The organism is bacterium (genome assembly GCA_041649255.1).
In the GTDB taxonomy this organism is placed as follows: Bacteria; Hydrothermota; UBA3073; order JACQXS01; family JAQTXJ01; genus JAQTXJ01.
On sequence record JBAZNK010000002.1, the window covers coordinates 293995 to 311729 of the forward strand.

The 17735-nt window shown below is 34.6% G+C and carries 16 protein-coding genes; 13 read left to right on the forward strand and 3 right to left on the reverse strand.

All coding sequences use genetic code 11. The features are described 5' to 3' along the window. The first annotated feature begins 211 nt into the window (after positions 1 to 211). The 6 genes from WC614_02815 to phoU all read left to right on the forward strand — a co-directional run bounded on the left by WC614_02815 (position 212) and on the right by phoU (position 5464). On the forward strand, positions 212 to 1279 hold the full coding sequence (locus WC614_02815) for a hypothetical protein (GenBank protein ID MFA5031929.1): 1068 nt from the start codon (positions 212 to 214) through the stop codon (positions 1277 to 1279). Position 1280: 1 nt separating this feature from the next. After that, positions 1281 to 2102, forward strand: coding sequence for a PstS family phosphate ABC transporter substrate-binding protein (locus tag WC614_02820; GenBank protein MFA5031930.1), 822 nt, complete (start codon positions 1281 to 1283; stop codon positions 2100 to 2102). Positions 2103 to 2228: 126 nt separating this feature from the next. Next, positions 2229 to 3110: a phosphate ABC transporter permease subunit PstC gene (gene pstC, locus WC614_02825; protein MFA5031931.1), complete on the forward strand. Its 882-nt coding sequence runs from the start codon at positions 2229 to 2231 to the stop codon at positions 3108 to 3110. Beyond that, complete coding sequence (gene pstA, locus WC614_02830; GenBank protein MFA5031932.1) at positions 3107 to 3958, forward strand: phosphate ABC transporter permease PstA; 852 nt, start codon at positions 3107 to 3109, stop codon at positions 3956 to 3958. The genes pstC and pstA overlap by 4 nt, the downstream gene beginning before the upstream one ends. Beyond that, the gene (pstB, locus tag WC614_02835) at positions 3952 to 4710 is read left to right on the forward strand and encodes a phosphate ABC transporter ATP-binding protein PstB (protein ID MFA5031933.1); all 759 of its coding nucleotides are present in this window, start codon (positions 3952 to 3954) and stop codon (positions 4708 to 4710) included. Before pstA ends, pstB begins: the two co-directional genes overlap by 7 nt. A gap of 100 nt (positions 4711 to 4810) precedes the next feature. Then, positions 4811 to 5464 (forward strand): phosphate signaling complex protein PhoU, encoded by a 654-nt coding sequence (phoU, locus tag WC614_02840; protein MFA5031934.1) that lies wholly within the window; start codon positions 4811 to 4813, stop codon positions 5462 to 5464. Between the two features lie 125 nt (positions 5465 to 5589). On the opposite strand, the gene WC614_02845 is transcribed toward phoU, so the two are convergent. Together WC614_02845 and WC614_02850 are read right to left on the reverse strand one after the other, a co-directional pair. Then, on the reverse strand, positions 5590 to 6756 hold the full coding sequence (locus WC614_02845; protein MFA5031935.1) for an SGNH/GDSL hydrolase family protein: 1167 nt from the start codon (positions 6754 to 6756) through the stop codon (positions 5590 to 5592). 6 nt (positions 6757 to 6762) lie between these two features. Then, positions 6763 to 7167, reverse strand: coding sequence for a carbamoyltransferase C-terminal domain-containing protein (locus tag WC614_02850; protein ID MFA5031936.1), 405 nt, complete (start codon positions 7165 to 7167; stop codon positions 6763 to 6765). Between the two features lie 393 nt (positions 7168 to 7560). On the opposite strand from WC614_02850, the gene WC614_02855 reads away from it, so the two are divergent. From WC614_02855 to WC614_02885, 7 genes are all read left to right on the forward strand, one after another. Next, positions 7561 to 9594 (forward strand): DUF3857 and transglutaminase domain-containing protein, encoded by a 2034-nt coding sequence (locus WC614_02855; GenBank protein MFA5031937.1) that lies wholly within the window; start codon positions 7561 to 7563, stop codon positions 9592 to 9594. 58 nt (positions 9595 to 9652) lie between these two features. Continuing rightward, complete coding sequence (locus WC614_02860) at positions 9653 to 11683, forward strand: DUF3857 domain-containing protein (GenBank protein ID MFA5031938.1); 2031 nt, start codon at positions 9653 to 9655, stop codon at positions 11681 to 11683. Between the two features lie 149 nt (positions 11684 to 11832). Next, positions 11833 to 13002, forward strand: a complete 1170-nt coding sequence (locus WC614_02865; GenBank protein ID MFA5031939.1) for an aminotransferase class I/II-fold pyridoxal phosphate-dependent enzyme — start codon at positions 11833 to 11835, stop codon at positions 13000 to 13002. Continuing rightward, the gene (locus tag WC614_02870) at positions 12999 to 13916 is read left to right on the forward strand and encodes a diacylglycerol kinase family protein (GenBank protein ID MFA5031940.1); all 918 of its coding nucleotides are present in this window, start codon (positions 12999 to 13001) and stop codon (positions 13914 to 13916) included. Before WC614_02865 ends, WC614_02870 begins: the two co-directional genes overlap by 4 nt. A gap of 2 nt (positions 13917 to 13918) precedes the next feature. Further along, complete coding sequence (locus WC614_02875; protein ID MFA5031941.1) at positions 13919 to 14962, forward strand: NAD(P)-dependent oxidoreductase; 1044 nt, start codon at positions 13919 to 13921, stop codon at positions 14960 to 14962. Beyond that, positions 14959 to 16248 carry a radical SAM protein gene (locus WC614_02880; protein ID MFA5031942.1) on the forward strand — a complete coding sequence of 430 codons (1290 nt, stop codon included), beginning with the start codon at positions 14959 to 14961 and terminating at the stop codon, positions 16246 to 16248. The genes WC614_02875 and WC614_02880 overlap by 4 nt, the downstream gene beginning before the upstream one ends. Beyond that, complete coding sequence (locus tag WC614_02885; GenBank protein MFA5031943.1) at positions 16241 to 17191, forward strand: UbiA family prenyltransferase; 951 nt, start codon at positions 16241 to 16243, stop codon at positions 17189 to 17191. The genes WC614_02880 and WC614_02885 overlap by 8 nt, the downstream gene beginning before the upstream one ends. Before the next feature lie 20 nt (positions 17192 to 17211). On the opposite strand, the gene WC614_02890 is transcribed toward WC614_02885, so the two are convergent. Next, a complete protein-coding gene (locus tag WC614_02890) occupies positions 17212 to 17601 on the reverse strand; it encodes a hypothetical protein (protein MFA5031944.1) in 390 nt (129 codons plus the stop codon). Positions 17602 to 17735: the final 134 nt, after the last annotated feature.

The window sequence follows — 17735 nt, forward strand, 5'->3', positions numbered from 1 at the left end:
GGTGATAAAAAGTGAGAATCGATGCATTTATATCGGCAATAGCTTATGTTGAAGCTTTCATAACCCTTATTTGCTTGGCCTATATTATGAGATTTAGACTGAGAAGAAGGTATTAAAGGCTTTGCATAAAAGCCCTGGCAGGGATAACAACCCCTGTCAGGAGCATAAGCTGTGTTGAGTTTAGTTTAAGAGAAATGAAAAGGAGGAGGATATGAGAAAAAGTTCAAAAAAAGTTTGTTGGGTGCTTTTATTTACATTTATCGTAAGCACGCTTGAAGCAGGAGAGACCACACTATCTATGGAATTATGGAACAGGTTCACACAGACAAGGGTAAAACCTAAAATAACAGCGGATTATCAAGATGTAAAAGGAAATGCATTTTCTCTGGAAAGAGGGTACTTTGGACTTGAGTCTAAACTTACGGATAAAATTAAAGGGAAATTTACAATTGACCTTTTTTCTACAGATAAAGGAGATAAATATGGTGATGGAGCCGGAACTAAGCTAAAATATGCATACCTTGAGTTTGGCAAATTAATCCCCATACCGGATAGTAAACTGAGTGTAGGTTTAGATAAGACCTACTTTGGAACAATTTATGATTGGAGTTACGTCACTATAGAAAAAGCATTAGAAGACAAGGAAAAGATGATTTCCTCTGCAGATTATGGAATTAATTTTTCCGGATATATCCCAAATGGCTTTGGAGAGTATCATCTTCAAATGATAAATGGTGAAGGATATTCAAAAACAGGCAAATATGTAAATGTAAATCCTGCCGGAGTTGCAAATATCAGATTAATTCCGCTTCCCGGAGTGTCAATTGGCGGGTCCGTCCTATACGAACAGTCGGATACTTTAACTCCAACAAATAAAGACTGGAATAAAAGGGTTTGTTCTGCAGGTGTTGGACGATTAGCATACGGTCCCGTAGATATATGGTTTGAATACTTAACAAGACAGTATTTTCACTATTATACTACAAAAGAGGACACGACTACAAGTTATGGACTTATGGTAATGCCGGTAATTAAATTGGGAAAATTAATACCGGTGGATATGGACATAGTTGTCCGATATGACAAATGGGACCCGAATACGCAAAAACAGAATGACATATGGTCAACAAGAATAGCGGGACTTAATTGGAATATAAGACAGGATATGATGTTACAATTTAACTGGGAGCAAAAAAATTACCAGGATACTACAAAATGCCCGGTCAATGATTTTATGATTCAACTTCGTTGGAAATTTAGTAACTTATTAGGAGGATAAAATGAAAAAAATAGAGCTATTTAGAAATGTATTATTAGGAAGTATATTAATATTTTCCGGTTTCAACGCACAGGCTAAACCCTCTATAACAACCAGCGGTTCTACGACTGTTTTACCGATTACGCAAAAAGCGGCTGAAGTTTTTATGGATAACCATCCTGAAATAAATATTTCTGTCCGTGGTGGAGGTTCAGGCGTAGGAATATCTCAAATTATTGAAGGCAAGGTAGACATTGCTAATTCGTCAAGACCTATACAAACAAAAGAGCTCAAATCTGCAAGAGAAAAAGGCGTAAATCCAACAACAAATGTTATAGCAAATGACGGCATTGTAATAATAGTCCATCCCAGCAATTCAGTAAAAGAATTAACAATACCCACACTAAAAGATATTTATGCAGGAAACATAACCAACTGGAAAAAATTGGGAGGTCCGGACCAGGCAATAGTAGTAGTCTCCAGAGACGTTGCTTCAGGAACATTTGAAGTTTTTAACGGGAAAGTAATGAGTGGAGTTAAGGTTAAAGAAGACGCTATTATGCTTGCTTCAAATAACGCAGTTGCAACTACCATAACAGCAACTCCCGGGGCAATAGGTTATATAGGATTAGGTTTTTTATCTGATAAAGTTAAGCCTTTGATAATAGAAGGCGTAACTCCAGGTGTTGAAACTGTAAAAAATGGAACATACAAACTCTCGCGGCAGCTTTTTATGTACACTAATGGCACACCTAAAGGGGTTGTAAAAGAATTTATAGATTTTGTTTTATCGGAAGAAGGACAGAAGATAGTAGAAGAAACAGGATACATTACTATAAACTAAAAGCAATGAATAACTATTGTTTTTATATAGCCGAACGCAACTTTCGGCGATGCTTAACGATTGTTTTCACGGAGCCGGGTGCAATTCCCGGCTCTGTTTTTCACAAAAGTACGCTTAGTATAAATTATGTATAATAAAACAAGTATAATAAAAGAAAATTTATTTCATTTTATTGCTTTGTTTTCCGCCTTATGCGCAATAATTTTTCTTTCAGGTATAATTATTAGTCTTTTCAAAGAAGGCTACTTAATTTTTAAAGAAGTAGGAATATCCCATTTCCTTTTTGGCAAATCGTGGTATCCTACTCAAGACACACCTGAATTTGGGATTTTATCTCTATTAATAGGTTCTATTGTTGTCACCGTATTAGCGTTAATAATATCCATTCCTCTTGGCATTAGTTCTGCAATATATATTTCCGAATTAGCAAAACCTAAAGAAAAAGAAATACTAAAGCCCTTCATTGAGTTACTCGCAAGCATTCCATCCGTAATATACGGTTTATTCGGGGTAGTATTTCTTGCTCCTATTATGATGAATTTATTTAATTTATCCATAGGGTTGAATGCTTTTACAGCATCAATAATTCTGGGACTTATGGTAGTCCCTATAATATCCAGCATATCGGAAGATGCCATATCATCCGTTCCAAAATCTTTACGGGAAGCAGCTTTTGCGCTTGGCGCAAACAAATGGGAGACAATAATAAGAGTTGTCCTACCGGCAGCCAAATCAGGTATAATTTCCAGCATTATTCTTGGCTTTGGAAGAGCTATAGGAGAAACAATGGTTGTGTTGATGGTTGCAGGAAATGCCGCTTGTATCCCGAAATCCATATTTCATCCGGTCCGTCCTATGACTTCGGCGATTGCCGCGGAAATGGGTGAAGCTGCTGTAGGAAGCAGTCATTATAATGCGTTGTTTGGTATTGCAATAGTTCTTTTTGTAATAACTTTTATATCAAATATAATAACAGAAGAGGTAAGAAAAAAGATTAGAACCAAATGAATAGAAACTTAAAACAATACATTGGAATAACAGCAACAAGAGTCATAACAATTATAAGTATCCTGTTTTTAATAACATTTCTGGTGTTTATTTTTTCAAAAGGCTGGAAAGTTCTTTCTTTTTCCTTTTTGTTTGAATCTCCCCGTGACGGGATGACAAAAGGAGGAATATTCCCGGCAATAATAGGAACTCTTTATCTTACGCTACTTTCTATTGCATTTGCTTTTCCTATAGGAGTTTTATCTGCCGTATATCTATCCGAGTATGCAAAACCCAAATGGCTGATAAATATTATCAGGATGGCAATAAATACACTTGCAGGAGTTCCTTCAATCGTCTTTGGACTTTTTGGATTAGCCGTATTTGTAGGGATATTTAAGTTTGGGGTTTCCGTACTATCGGGGGCTCTTACATTAGGTGTGTTAATCTTGCCTATAATAATAAATGCGAGCGAAGAAGCTATTAAAACAGTGCCTAAGGACTTTCGTGAAGCAGCTTATTCTTTAGGTGCCACAAAAAGACAGACTATAATGAAAGTAGTCTTGCCAACAGCTATGCCAAGTATACTTACAGGCGCAATAATAAGCGTAGGACGTGCCGCAGGAGAAACAGCGCCCATTTTATTCACTGCCGCAACATTTTACACAAGAAAACTACCACAATCTCTCTCGGATGAAGTTATGGCGCTTCCATATCATATATATGCATTGATGACAGAGGGAACTCATCCCGATGCTCAAATTCCGATAGCTTATGGGACTGCAATTGTATTATTGCTTCTTGTATTAAGCATTAATACTGTAGCCATAGTTGTAAGATACCGTATAAGGAGGCAAAGGAAATGGTAAATAAAGAAATAATAGTAAAAGATCTTAATTTGTGGTTCGGGAAAAAACACATATTAAAAAACATATCAATATCTATAATTCCGAACAATATAACTGCTGTAATAGGGCCTTCCGGATGTGGAAAGTCCACTTTTTTAAGATGCTTTAACAGAATGAATGACCTTATAGAAGAAACACGAATCAAAGGAAATATTATAATAGACGGAACAGACATATATTCGGATAGAATAGATGTTTATTCATTGAGAACAAAAGTCGGTATGGTTTTTCAAAAACCTAACCCGTTTCCAAAATCCATATACGAAAATGTTGCATTTGGTTTGCCTATCAAAGGGATAACAAATAAAAATGCTATTATGGAAAAAGTAGAAAAAAGCCTTAAAGATGCATGGTTGTGGGATGAAGTCAAAGACAGGCTAAACGCTTCGGCTTTTGAATTATCAGGCGGGCAACAGCAACGACTCTGCATTGCAAGAGCTCTTGCAACGGACTCTGAAATACTACTATTTGATGAACCAACCTCTGCGTTAGACCCGCAGGCTACAAATAAAATAGAAAAATTACTTATTGAATTAAAAAAGTTTGTAACTATAGTTATTGTTACTCATAACATAGCTCAGGCAGCCAGAATTTCTGACTATACTGCTTTTTTATATTTAGGAGAATTAATTGAATGTGGTTGCACAGATAAATTATGTACTGTGCCAAAAGACAAAAGAACAGAAGAATATTTAACAGGAAAATTCGGTTAGAAACTCTTTCCACCTTGTGCGGATTAGAGTTTCTTATCCAGCTTTGCTGGGTAAGTTAGAGTAATCCGCCTGAGACGGAAACTCTAACTAAGGAGGAAAAATGTTAGAAGAAAAAATAGATATTTTAAAGAAAATGCTCGTGGAATATGCCGGTTTAATAGAAAACATGACGGATAAAAGCATAAGAGGGTTATTGAAAAAGGAAAAAGAGTTACTTATTGAAGTAATAGAAAAAGATGAACCTAAAGCAAATAGCTTAGAAATGGAAATAGATGAATTATGCACTAATGTAATTGCTCAATATGAACCTAAAGCAAAGGATTTAAGGACTGTGCTTATGATTTTAAGTATGAATACCGATATGGAAAGAATGGGAGACCATACCGTAAATATTGCAGAGAGCAGTATTTTTCTGATAGAAAGACCTCAGTTGAAACCTTTAATTGATATACCAAGAATGGCAGAAATTACTATAAAGATGTTAAATGACAGTATAAACTCTTTTATAAATGCAGATGTCCTTTTATCAAAAAATGTCTGTGAAAGAGATAATACTGTAGATGATATCAGAACTCAAATCCTGAGGGAATTGATTACGTATATGAGTTCAGATAGTTCTACCATTGAACGAGCGCTACATTTGATAAGAATAAGCGGTAATTTAGAGAGACTAGCAGATTTATGCACAAATATCTGTGAAGATATAATATTTATGGAAGAAGGCAGAGTAATCAAACACCACGCTGAATGCTAACGCCTGTGAATAGTATCACTCTCTTTATCTTTGTTTATCAGTTCTTTAACTATCTTTAGGTCTGGTAGAGATGAATACTGACGATTGAGCATATAAGTAAGCGATAAGTCAGGGCTATCGCTAACTTATATATCGTGCTCTCTTAAAAATTGAGATATTTTTTCTGCAGTAAATTGATGACCTTTTAACGTTAAATGACACCAATCAAAATAAAGACTATCAGGTCTTATATTACAATCTCTCATAAGAGGTAACAGGTCAAGAAATAAAACATCCTCTTCCCCGGCAATTTTGGTAAACTTCCCCTGAGGATTATCTTCTAAAAAAGTGGTCTCCAACTGATACTCTACAGGGAAAAATACTATTACTAATTTAAAATTATTTTTTTGTGCTAAATCTTTAAGTTCCCTAATATACTTTCTAAAATTATCATAACAAGCGTCACTGTTCCATGGTGCTCCCCAGTCAAACCTGTTCACATAAGTTAAGTTTAGGAACTCACTTCTATCGGTTTTCCACTTATCAAAAGGAAGAGGGGGGGCATCTTGTGTCTTTTTATTACGAGGTGTTTGTGTAGTAGAGAATAGCTTTGCTATCATTAAATTACATACCCTACGACCTACCCAGTATAATCTGCTCTTTTCTCTAAGAAAGTCTTTAAAAGGTAAAGGAACATTATATCTATATTTCAGTGAAGCAAATTTATCTTCTCTGAATTGTTTTATCTCCCGTGCAGATTTATAAGGTTCAACATCGTTAAGGTAGAAATCAAGCACCACTATATCCGGCTGATATTTTAGCCCTATTTTTCTTAAAAAAGCAATTTCTTGCCAACTATGATAGGCGGGAACTCCTCCATTAAGCGTTTCAACCCGCCTGATGCCTGATAATGTGGGATTGTAAGATAATTGAAAATTTAGTAAATTTTCTACTATCCTTACAAAAGTTTTATCCACATCCACCCCTATTCCAAATGTTATAGAGTCTCCCAGAAATAGAATACGGGGCTTATTTTTTTCTTTTTTAAAATTCACCTCCCTCTCGTTTAATCCCATAGAATTGACTCTTACTTCATAAAACCCCTGCAAAGAAGAATACCAGAGTTTTCCTTTCCAATTAGGCGCATTCCTATATACAAGTTCCTTATCCTTTATTATGGGGGGAGTTGCTAAAATAACTATATTTTTGGTTCCTATAAATAACCTTATTATCAGCTCACCCACCAACAAACATAATAGTATAGTAAATAATAATATACCTATATTCCCTATCAGTTTAATAGTTTTTTTCATAAGAACCTAATCCAGTACAAATTTTTCTTTTATATAGAGTTCAGGCTGTTTCTTCTTATCAAGTAGAAAATCCCCCATCACAAGATAAGCCATACCTGTCCGCATAAAACACTTGTATACCTCAGAAAGAGTGCATAAAATAGGCTCAACTGAACAACCTATAAGTTTCTTAAATGCATTAAGTAACTTCCCGCATTCAGGATTCGTCTCCTTATGAAGCGTCTGAATCTTCACTGAGTAATCAAGATAGACAATCGCGGAAAGAGATGAACAAATCTCGTTTATCCGGTCTATACCTCTTGTTCCTGATTTTATTCTCTTTCTTAATTCCTTTCTCACATCCGCTACAAGTAACATATATGGACTTGTCTTGGTTAACTCAAAATAATCCGCAGTGTCTTTAAGATACAATGGGTTTGAAAGATTCCCGAAACTTGATTTTCAAATTCAACGTCTTCTGCACAACCAGTAAGTGGGCATATCCAAGAATACTACGAGCCCCTAATACCCGGGGACTAAACTCCATTCTCCCTTTAAACCAGAGTACATCGCCATTAAATATTGTTAACATAAAGAATTTTCCTCATAATTTTTTTACCTGTATTATTTACCCCGATAAATCGGAATTCTCGATGCCACAGAACAAATTACTTTAATTCTACAATACGACACACAATACAAAGAAAGATAGTAGAACTGGAAAAACAGGTTGTCAAGGAAAAGTACACATATCAAAATTTATTTTTTACAACAAGAATTATTTTTATTGACTTCTATTGAAAACAATATTAGGTGTTAAACATTATGATTAAAATACTAATTTTAAGTTTTTTACTTTCCATAAACCAAAAAGTAACCCTGAAAGATGGGACAAGTTTTGAGGATAAAGTCTTGCAGGCAAACAACTCCACGGTTGTATTTGAGAAGAATGGAAGCATTAAAAGGAGTTTTGTAGACGAGATAAAAACTATTCCTAAGGTCAACTCATCCAAAACAGAATTCAGCGATACAATACCGATTAAGGAGATTTTTAAAATCTCTTCCGAAGCGGCTAAAAAGTTCCCTTCCGCTAAAGGACTTATTTTATTGGATAAGGGGATAAACATACTAAATTCCGACGGGACACAAATAAACCAATCTCATTTTATTGGCAAAATCTTAAGTCCGGAAACACGCGGATGGGCTGATGTAAGACTAAGTTTTGATGACACAAGAGGGAATATTAAAATCTTACTTGCAAGGACTATACATCCCGATGGTAGTATATCGTGGTTGGATTATTCCAAAATTAAAATAATTTCGCCCGCCCAGGAAATGGCATTTTTCAATCAATATAAAAATTTAGCGTTCAATTTGCCGGATGTCAGCATTGGAGACATAATAGAATGCGTTTATGAGTCCGACCTGTTAAAACCCTATGATATAAAACAATTTGAGCCTTGCTCGTTTTTAGGTTCAGGGGAACCCGTAATAAATGTACAGTTTATCGTAATAATTCCTGACAGTATGAAACTTAATATCTACACACGAAACGGAGCGCCTGAAGTAAAAATCACAAAAGGAAATAATACCAGTATATACAAATGGGAAATGAAAAACATTTCTCCTTTAGTTGAAGAAGCTTATATGCCAGGAATGTTAAGTATTGTCCCGGGAATATTTTGCACTATATTACATAGCTGGAATTACTGGTTCGATAAAGAAAGCGAATGGTATAAAGAAAGACTTGAAATTACACCGGAAATTAAAGAACTGGTAACAAAAGTGGTAAGTGAGGCAAAAACAAAAGATGATTCCATAGCAATGGTTTATCACTGGGTTCAAACAAATATAAGATATATATCTATCAAAGGCGGTCTGGCATCAGGAGCTTCCGGGCATCCCGCTTCGGCAACGTTGAAAGCCGGTTATGGAGATTGCACGGATAAAGCAAATTTGCTTACCACTATGCTTCGAGATATAGGTTTAGAAGCTTATCCCGTAACCGTTTACACAAATGACCAGGGGCGTATCCCCTATAAAGAAATACCCATATTATGGGGAAATCATCAAATAGTCGAAGTACGAACACCAAAAGATACATTCTGGCTTGATCCGGTAAGCGAAACTTACAGATACCCTTATTTTGGAGCAAACGACCACGGAATACTTTGTATTAATGCCTCCTGTCATAGTTTAGATTCCATACCTGTACCTCCTCCGGAAGACAACGCAAGGAACTACGAACTCCAGGCAGAAATTGACACAAACGGAAACGTTATATTGGAAACTTGTAAAAAATATACAGGGTACACGGAAGCAGGATTAAGGGAACGTTACAAATACTCAAAAGAAGATGAATATAAAGACGGAATCCAGGCAATGATAAACGAAGAATCTCCGGGAGCCGAATTAATAAGCTACGAAGTAGGTCCAACTAAAGACTTAATGAAACAATTTTATCTTAAATGGAAATATAAGATGACAAATTATCCTACTTGCGTAGGGAATCTATGGATACTTAAAACCCCTGAATTCAGAAAATATGAATTCCCGGAAGTATCATCCGAGACAAGAAAATTTGACATCGAATACTCAACTTCCTCTCAAATATCCCATCACAGTGAAATAAAAATACCGGAAAATTACAAAATCAACTGGCTTCCTCCCGCTTTAGAAATAAAGAATAAATACGCAAGTTACAGTGCGGAATACACTGTAAAAGGCAATACAATAACATTTATAGATAAATTTTGCAAATATAAAAGAACGGTTCCCGTAAAAGATTATCAAGCATATAAAAACCTTTTAACTAAGGTTGCAAATTATTCTAAATTACCGATGATTATCCAAAAATAAGGGTTACAAGCCCTTAAGCTATTTAGGGCATGTTATCCTGAACGAAGCGAGGGGCACAATGAAAAACAAAATATTATTTTTTCTTGGTATAACTTTCACTTTTCTACTTATCAATTCACTTAATGCGGATATTGTTTATCTTTTAAAAGGCAATGAGTATGAAGGAGAAATCCAGCAAATAAAACAGGATACACTCTGGATAAAAACAAATAAAAAGATAGAAAAGTTCGCAACAGATTCAATCATAAGAATTGAATTTGAAGAAATACATTCAGCATATAAAATTGCAGATTTGAAGGATGCCCTTATAGATTCATTATGGAAAAAAGGCGCAGACTCAAAAACATATCCCAATGCGCTTAATGTAACTTTGTATGAAAAAATTAGTTTCCGCATAAACAAAGATTCTTCATGGACTGAAAACCACAGAAAGATTGAAAAAGTCTTACAACCGGGCGGAAGAGACATATCAAACAAAATTTTACAGTATCTTAAAAATTCAGACAAATTAGACGTCACAATTGCAAGAACAATTCAACCGGATGGAAGAATTGAGTGGTTAAAACAAAATGCGAAAAAAGACGAATCGGTTTTCTCCGCCTTTCCTATGTATGATAACCTGAATCGTATACGAATGGCTTTAGCAGAAGCCAAAATAAACGGGATTATAGAAACTAATTATGAATATACTTACCCAAAAGTTTCACTCCTTCACCCATTGCTTATAGAAGAATATTTCAGGTCTTATGAACCCATAGAATACAAAGAAGTAGAAATAATCTGCCCCAAAAACATATCTCTTGAGATGTATTGTGATAAAGAAATAACCGGGAATACGACTTCGGATAAAAATAATAATATATATCGCTTCAATGTCCGTAAAACAAAAGAAATCAAAATGGACTATCTATTACCTCCGTTCCCGGATATGTTACCAAGAATAATGGTAGCATTAAAAAACGACTGGACTCAAATCGGCAGTCAGTATTACAAACTTTTGTCTGACAAATTAGTATGCAGCCAGGAATTAACAAATAAAGCATTGGAACTTAAAACTCCTCAAAATATCTATACTTTTATAGCAAAACAAATAAAAGCTATTCCTATAACGGCACTTAATCAATATTCATGGCTCCCGAATTCACCCGATAGTATATTCAAATACAAAGCAGGAAGTCTCCCGGACAGAATTCTTCTACTCTATATAATGTTAAAAAAAGCGGGCTTTGAAAATGCGCAACTTGTTTTGACTTCAGTGCTTGGCGCAGGGAAAAGAAATACATCCATTCATTCTGTTGCTCAATTCCCGGAATTGATTGTCAAATTGGATAATCAATGGCTTTTACCTTCCAGCGAAAGAATAGCATTTGGAGAATTACCAAACGAATATCAAAATAGGACAGGGCTTGTTTTGAGCAGTACTCAACCAAATATAACAGAAATTCCATCCTTTGAACCCGAAAAAGAAGCTACGCAAAAAAATATAAACATAAAACTCGAATCTAATGGCAACATGACGGTAAAAGAAATAGTAAAACTATCAGGAAATTTAGCGCAAAACTTTAGAGCAAATAAATCTTTAAAACCCTATGAATTCAAAAAAGCCTTAGAAGCAAAAGTATCCAGAATGTCTCCGGGATCTCAACTTTTAAATTATAAAGTTTCCAAATTAGAAGACATATCCGAACCGGTATGGTATGAATTAAATTATAAATTGCCGGAATATGCATTGAATGCAGGGAATAACCTGATATTTAAATTGCCGGGGATTACATACTCTGCGGAAATAGTTGGAAAAGCTACTCGTGAAAACGATATGTCTTTTGGTCAAAGAGTTTTGGAAGCCACACAAATAGAAATAGAATATCCTTCTACATATTCCGTATATTATATGCCTAAGAACTATTCCTATTCGGGAGCAGCAAGTTATGAAGCAAAGTTTACCAACAACGGCAATAAACTTACATTTTCGGACAAATATTGGCTATCCTCATCTGACATAAGCAAAGAAAAGTATCCGGAATTCAAGAAATGCATAGAAACCAAGACTAAACTTGCCCAGGAATGGATTGCATTGAGAAAAAAATAATCTCCCGCATCCTCAACCGAAAACTTATCAATAAAGTTATAAACTACTATATCAGAAACTGAAAATAATTGATTAATCAATTATTTGAAATTCTATTGACACAACCCGCTGATTGCATTATATTTTTATTTAGTTAGATAAAAACGAAAATGAATTTCCGGGAAAGTTTATATATTGATAAAACTATTGTAAAAAACACTGGCTTTAATCCTTATTACAGGCAAGTGGAAACAGGGTTAGGGAAAAGAATGATTATTGAAGGACAATCCTTCATATCTTTAGGCTCAAACGATTATTTAGGAATCGCTAATAGCGAAGAGCTAAAAAGCGCTGCTAAAGAAGCTTTAAACAAATATGGTATTAGTATGTGTAGCACTTCAATTGTAACCGGGTATACAAAACTTACTAAAGATTTGGAAGATAAAACAGCTGAGTTTCTGAAGCAAGAGGAAGCGCTAATTTTTCCGTCAGGTTATCAGGCAAATCTAAGTATTTTTCAATTATTAACAAATAAAGAAGATGCTATCATTGCCGATAGGTATGCCCACGCATCTTTGATTCAAGGGACTCAATTATCTAGAGCAAACTTGTTCAGATTCCCACATAATGATATGAAGAAACTAGAAAAATTCCTCAGTAATTCTCAAAATTGCAGAATGCGGTTTATTGTAGTTGATGGTTTGTACAGCACGGAAGGAGATATTGCTCTTTTAGATAAAATCGTTGAGTTGGCAAAAAAATATAAAGCTTTTACGGTAGTTGACGATGCTCATGGAATAGGTGTGTTAGGAAACACCGGACGGGGCAGTTTTGAAATGTTTAATGTTCTTGGAAAAATAGATTTAATCAGCGGTTCTTTTGGAAAAGCATTCGGATGTACAGGAGGATTCATTGCCACTAACCATAAAGTAGCTGACTTTTTTAGGTATCGATGCGGTCCTTTAATTTATTCCACTGCTTTACCCCCAGTTCTAATCGCTTCTATAATAGTTGCTATTGACTTAATTGAAAAATCTACTGAAAGAAGGAAAATGCTTGTTCAAAACAAAGAAACACTTTATACCGCGTTAAAAGGAATGGGATACCCCTTGACCAATTCAATAACACCTTTATTCTCCATCATTTCAAAAGAGGCACAGAAAATCATTGAATTAGCCAGAGATTTATACAAAAAAGGGATTTACGCTACACCGTTTATTCCACCAAGTGTGCCTGAAGGGCATTCTTGCCTGAGATGTATTCCGCACGCCAATCTTGAAAAAGAAGACATTAATTATATTATAAATACTTTCACGGAACTGAAAAATATCTATATATGAAATATCTTTTAATTTTTAATCCTACTGCATATCAGGGAAAAAGCGGAAAAAGATTTGCAAAAATACTCAACTTGTTGAAAATAAAAAATGTAACTTTTGAATATTTGACTACTTCTAAAAAAGATGAAGCCATAGAATTGGCTGCCCAGGCAACAAAAGAAAAATTTGATGTCGTTGTTGCAGTTGGAGGAGACGGAACAATATGTGAAGTAATAACAGGGCTGATGCAGCAAACACCGGCAAGAAGAGCTAAACTTGGGGTTATTCATATCGGAACAAGTCCGGACTTTAATCGTTACCATAACCTGCCTGTAAAATTAGAAGATGCCGTCAGGATATTAATACAAGGTAAAACAGAAAAGATAGATGTCGGAAAAGTTACTCATCTTGATTTAGAAAAAGAAGAAATTGTTTCCTATTTTGGAAGCAGTGTTAATATGGGACTTGGCCCGAATATTGCTTCCAAATCAAATGGCAGGTACAGAAAATTTTTGGGAGATTTTGCAGGAACATTATGCTCAACTTTAGTCTCCCTTGTTGAGTACAAATCCTCGGATTTTCAATTGATAATTGACGGAAAACAAGAAGAGGTTAAAGGTATATTTAACCTGACTGTAGGAAAAGACCCGTATCTTGCTTCGGGAATGAGAGTCCCTCTGGACATTACCCCTGATGACGGAAGAATGTTTTGTCTGGCAATATCCGGCTCATCCAAGATGCCTCTTTTAATGAATCTATGGAAATTATATGCCGGAAATATATTAGATTATTCCGGCGCCAACTTGAAATATTGTAAAGAAGTTGAAATAAAACCAAATAGAAATTCTATGATAGAATTTGACGGAGATTTTAGGGGATATCTGCCTGCAAAAGTTCAAGTCATACCTAAAACATTAGAGGTGATTGTAAATTAAATATGAATAAAGTTTTTGTTACGGGAGCTGCAGGTTTTATAGGCAGTCATTTGGTAAAAAAACTTGCAAAAGAAGGAAATTTAATCGTTGTTTTTGTAAGAAAAAAAAGCTCCCTGCAATTTATTAATAGTTATATCAGGAAATACAACGTAGAAGTTAGAAATGGGGATATTACGAATTTAGAAGAAACGATTGATGCAATGAAGGGGTGTAACGTAGTCTTTCATAACGCCGCTTTTACTGCAGATTGGGGAGATAGAAAAGATTTTTATAAAATAAATCTTGAAGGTACGGAAAATATTTTAAAAGCAGTTGAAATAAATAAAGTCAAGTTTGTTGTTCTTACAAGCAGTACTGCCGTTCTGGGAGAAGAAGATAATCTTGAGAAAAAAAGGGAAGAGGCCCCTTACAAACCAAACTACCCTTATTTTTTATCTAATATATGGGAGTCAAATATGAACGATTACCGCTATACTAAAATGCTGTCTGAAAAAAAAGCAATTGATTTTTGTAAAAAAAATGACATTTCGTTAACAGTAATACGCCCGGTCTGGGTATACGGACCAAGAGAATTTCACGCAGGCCCTTATTATTTCTGTAAAAGCGTTATGGAAGGAACAAAATTTTTGCCCGGCTGTAAAACTAATAAGTTCCATACAATTTATGTGAAAGATTTAGCAGATATTATGGTTAGAATTTTGAATAAAAAACCTGAAGGGATAAATGTTTTTAATGTAGGACCAAAAACTGTTCCGACTATGGATGAGTTCTGGAGATTATTTTGCAAATATTTAAATAAAAATCCCCCTGTTTATCTACCTAAAGGTTTGGTGTATCCCATAGGATTAAGTATGGAATTCTTTTATAAATTTTTTAAAATAAAAAAACCACCCTTATTAACAAGAGCAAGAGTAACTATGGGATATTGTAATAACGTTTATGATACTTCCAGGATAATGAAAGAAATAGGCTATTACAAAGAAACTTCTCTGGAAGAAGGCGTAAAGACAACCGTTAAATGGTGGAAGATTAATAAATATTTATGAAAATACAATTTATTACCGGCATAAACAGATTCTTTTTTGATGTTTATTTATGCAGCTATATATTTGTAAAATATACCATTCTCCTTATTTGTAGAAAAATCTCATTTAAACAATATGTAATATTTTTTAAAAGATTGCTCTTGTTTTATTCTCGTTTGAAGAACAATAAGGTCGTTAAAATCGGCAACCTCTATAAAATACATCTTTATTTGCCATCCTTCCCTACGAAAGCTTTTTTTATAGCGATAGATAAGTTTTTGCTTTTAAATCAAGATCCCCCACCGACATCCGTGCTTTTATCTATGACAAAAGCCTGCCCTTATAATTGTCCCTACTGTTATCAAAAATTTGATAAAGGAGACGATTTGCAAATGGAAAAATTACTTGAAACAGCCACTCAAATCCAGAATACGGGTATTTCTTTGATAAACATTGAAGGCGGAGAGCCTTTGGTAAAATTTGACAGGTTAATCAAATTACTTGAACACATAGATGAAAGAGCGGAAGTTTGGTTAAACACAACCGGTTATGGATTAACTCCAGAGAAAGCTAAGAAATTAAAGGATGTGGGAACTTTTGGCGTTATGGTTTCTCTTCATCATTGGGATAAAGAAAAGTTTGACGGGTTTTTAAATAAACAGGGAGCTTTTGATACAGCACTGTCTGCGTTGGAGATGTTTCTGAAAGCAGGCATTGCAACCGTGATTAATTGCTGCCCGTCCAAACAGCTTCTCGATGAAGACGGTTTTGACAAAATAATGGATATAGCTAAAAAATATGGATGCAGTCTGGTGCAATTAATTCACTGGAAACCGTCAGGAGGATGGCTTGGAAAAGAATCGCTTATGGATAAAGAAACCATAGATAAATTATACAACTATCACCTTACATATAATAAATCAAAAAAATACAAAAATTACCCTGCCGTAGCCTCCCAGGTTTATGAGTCGGCAAAACAAAACTTTGGATGTACTGCTGGCGGCATAGAGAGATTTTATATAAATGCTAACGGAGAATTTCAACCCTGTGAGTTTATAAACGTATCGTTCGGAAACCTTCAGAACGAAAGTTTTATTGTTCTTTTCAAAAGGATGAGAAGTTTTTTTAAAAAACCGGCTACAAAATGGCTTTGTTGCACTGAATGCGAGAGAATAGAAGCAATGCTCAAAGAGAATTCAACGAGTATTCCTTTGCCTAAAGATAAAACAATCCTTCTTGCGCAAAAATGGGATAGAGGCGAAGAAGTCCCTTTATACGTAAAAATGAGACTCTATAAGGATGAATAAATCCATAAGACTTTATATAAAATCAATGCGGCCATACTTGTTTTTCATTACAGGGATATCCGGCTGGTTAGGCATTCTTTTTGCAAATACTTCATCGAGCATTCCGAGACAAATAATCGTATTAAGTATTTTATTTCTTAGCTGGGGAATTAACCAGGTAATTAATGACCTGCTTGGAATAGAAGAAGATAAAATAAATGCTCCGCATAGACCCATAGCAAGCGGAGAATTAAGCAAAAAACACGTCTTACTCTTTTCCATTTGTCTTTTCGCTTTAGGAGCAATTGCAACGTATTTTCTAAACCCCTACGCTTTAATAATTTATTTCTGTGGGTATCTCTTCAATATAATATACGAATACTGCAAAGGATTACCATTATTAGGGAACATCTGGTTCGGCATACTTATAGCCGTTACCCCTTTTTATGGCGCATTGGCCGTTAGTAAAGGAGATATTATAAGTGTATTATGCAATAAAGATTTAATATTTATAGCTTTATTTATCGCATTAATTTCGTCAACTATGACCTTTTTTACTTACTTTAAAGATTATTCGGGAGATAAGCAAACAGGAAAAAAAACACTCGTAGTATTATTAACCCCGAAAAAAGCAAAGTTATTAAATTTTGTAGCAAGCACAATTCCTTTTTTAGTGCTATTTATTGTCCTGTTCTTTAATTTATGGCAACCGAACACAAATCTTGTCTTTTGGATTCTCATAGCAATTGCATTTATTATTTTACAATATACGGCTTTTTTATATTTCAAAAACCCATACGGAAAAGCAACTTATTATTCGTTAAAATGGAATTTCGAAGGAGCTACTATGTTTCAAATCGCATTTATGGCTCTTATTAACCCCTTACTTTCTGTGATAGTTTTTGTTATTGGATTTATCACGGTAGGATATTTGTTCAATCTATATAAAGACCCTTTGATGTAGAAGATTATACAAAGAAAAAACTATCTTTTCTTTGTATAATTAAGAAATTCCATAAACAATATCCCGAAAATAGCATCACATAGAGCAAGAAGCATAAAAAACATATGAGGAACTAAGTGGATTGCAAGATAGAATATCCCTACTGCTACATAGGCAATTTTGAATGCCGTTCCAACTATTACTAAACCCCGATTGCCTCTAATATCCTTATAAATAATAAAATAAGCAATTCCTATAACAAAAACAAAAGCCGCGGATAAAGATAAGTAAGAAGGATTAGGAGGAAGGGAAATGCTTAGTGCGTTGAAAAATGGTTTATAGAAAAATAAAAAAAGGATTCCTAAAATAAAATCATAAAATGCCGCAGTTAAAAATAACCCTTTGTAATAATTTTCCTTTTTTATATTCATAATGTCCACAATTTAGTTATGGTTTGATATATTGTCAATAAAAAATATAACGCAGGCATATGACCGCATATCGGAAACGGCAGAAAGATACAAAAAGACTTGACGGGAAGAAAAACAGGAATATATATAGTGAA

Excerpts from the sequence above, each read along its gene's own strand:
- WC614_02865 (MFA5031939.1), top strand. The coding sequence starts at position 11,833 with ATGAATTTCCGGGAAAGTTTATATATTGATAAAACTATTGTAAAAAAC.
- pstC (MFA5031931.1), top strand. The coding sequence starts at position 2,229 with ATGTATAATAAAACAAGTATAATAAAAGAAAATTTATTTCATTTTATT.
- WC614_02875 (MFA5031941.1), top strand. The coding sequence starts at position 13,919 with ATGAATAAAGTTTTTGTTACGGGAGCTGCAGGTTTTATAGGCAGTCAT.
- pstB (MFA5031933.1), top strand. The coding sequence starts at position 3,952 with ATGGTAAATAAAGAAATAATAGTAAAAGATCTTAATTTGTGGTTCGGG.
- WC614_02880 (MFA5031942.1), top strand. The coding sequence starts at position 14,959 with ATGAAAATACAATTTATTACCGGCATAAACAGATTCTTTTTTGATGTT.
- WC614_02870 (MFA5031940.1), top strand. The coding sequence starts at position 12,999 with ATGAAATATCTTTTAATTTTTAATCCTACTGCATATCAGGGAAAAAGC.
- WC614_02845 (MFA5031935.1), bottom strand. The coding sequence starts at position 6,756 with ATGAAAAAAACTATTAAACTGATAGGGAATATAGGTATATTATTATTT.
- pstA (MFA5031932.1), top strand. The coding sequence starts at position 3,107 with ATGAATAGAAACTTAAAACAATACATTGGAATAACAGCAACAAGAGTC.
- WC614_02855 (MFA5031937.1), top strand. The coding sequence starts at position 7,561 with ATGATTAAAATACTAATTTTAAGTTTTTTACTTTCCATAAACCAAAAA.
- WC614_02890 (MFA5031944.1), bottom strand. The coding sequence starts at position 17,601 with ATGAATATAAAAAAGGAAAATTATTACAAAGGGTTATTTTTAACTGCG.
- WC614_02815 (MFA5031929.1), top strand. The coding sequence starts at position 212 with ATGAGAAAAAGTTCAAAAAAAGTTTGTTGGGTGCTTTTATTTACATTT.
- WC614_02820 (MFA5031930.1), top strand. The coding sequence starts at position 1,281 with ATGAAAAAAATAGAGCTATTTAGAAATGTATTATTAGGAAGTATATTA.
- WC614_02885 (MFA5031943.1), top strand. The coding sequence starts at position 16,241 with ATGAATAAATCCATAAGACTTTATATAAAATCAATGCGGCCATACTTG.
- phoU (MFA5031934.1), top strand. The coding sequence starts at position 4,811 with ATGTTAGAAGAAAAAATAGATATTTTAAAGAAAATGCTCGTGGAATAT.
- WC614_02860 (MFA5031938.1), top strand. The coding sequence starts at position 9,653 with ATGAAAAACAAAATATTATTTTTTCTTGGTATAACTTTCACTTTTCTA.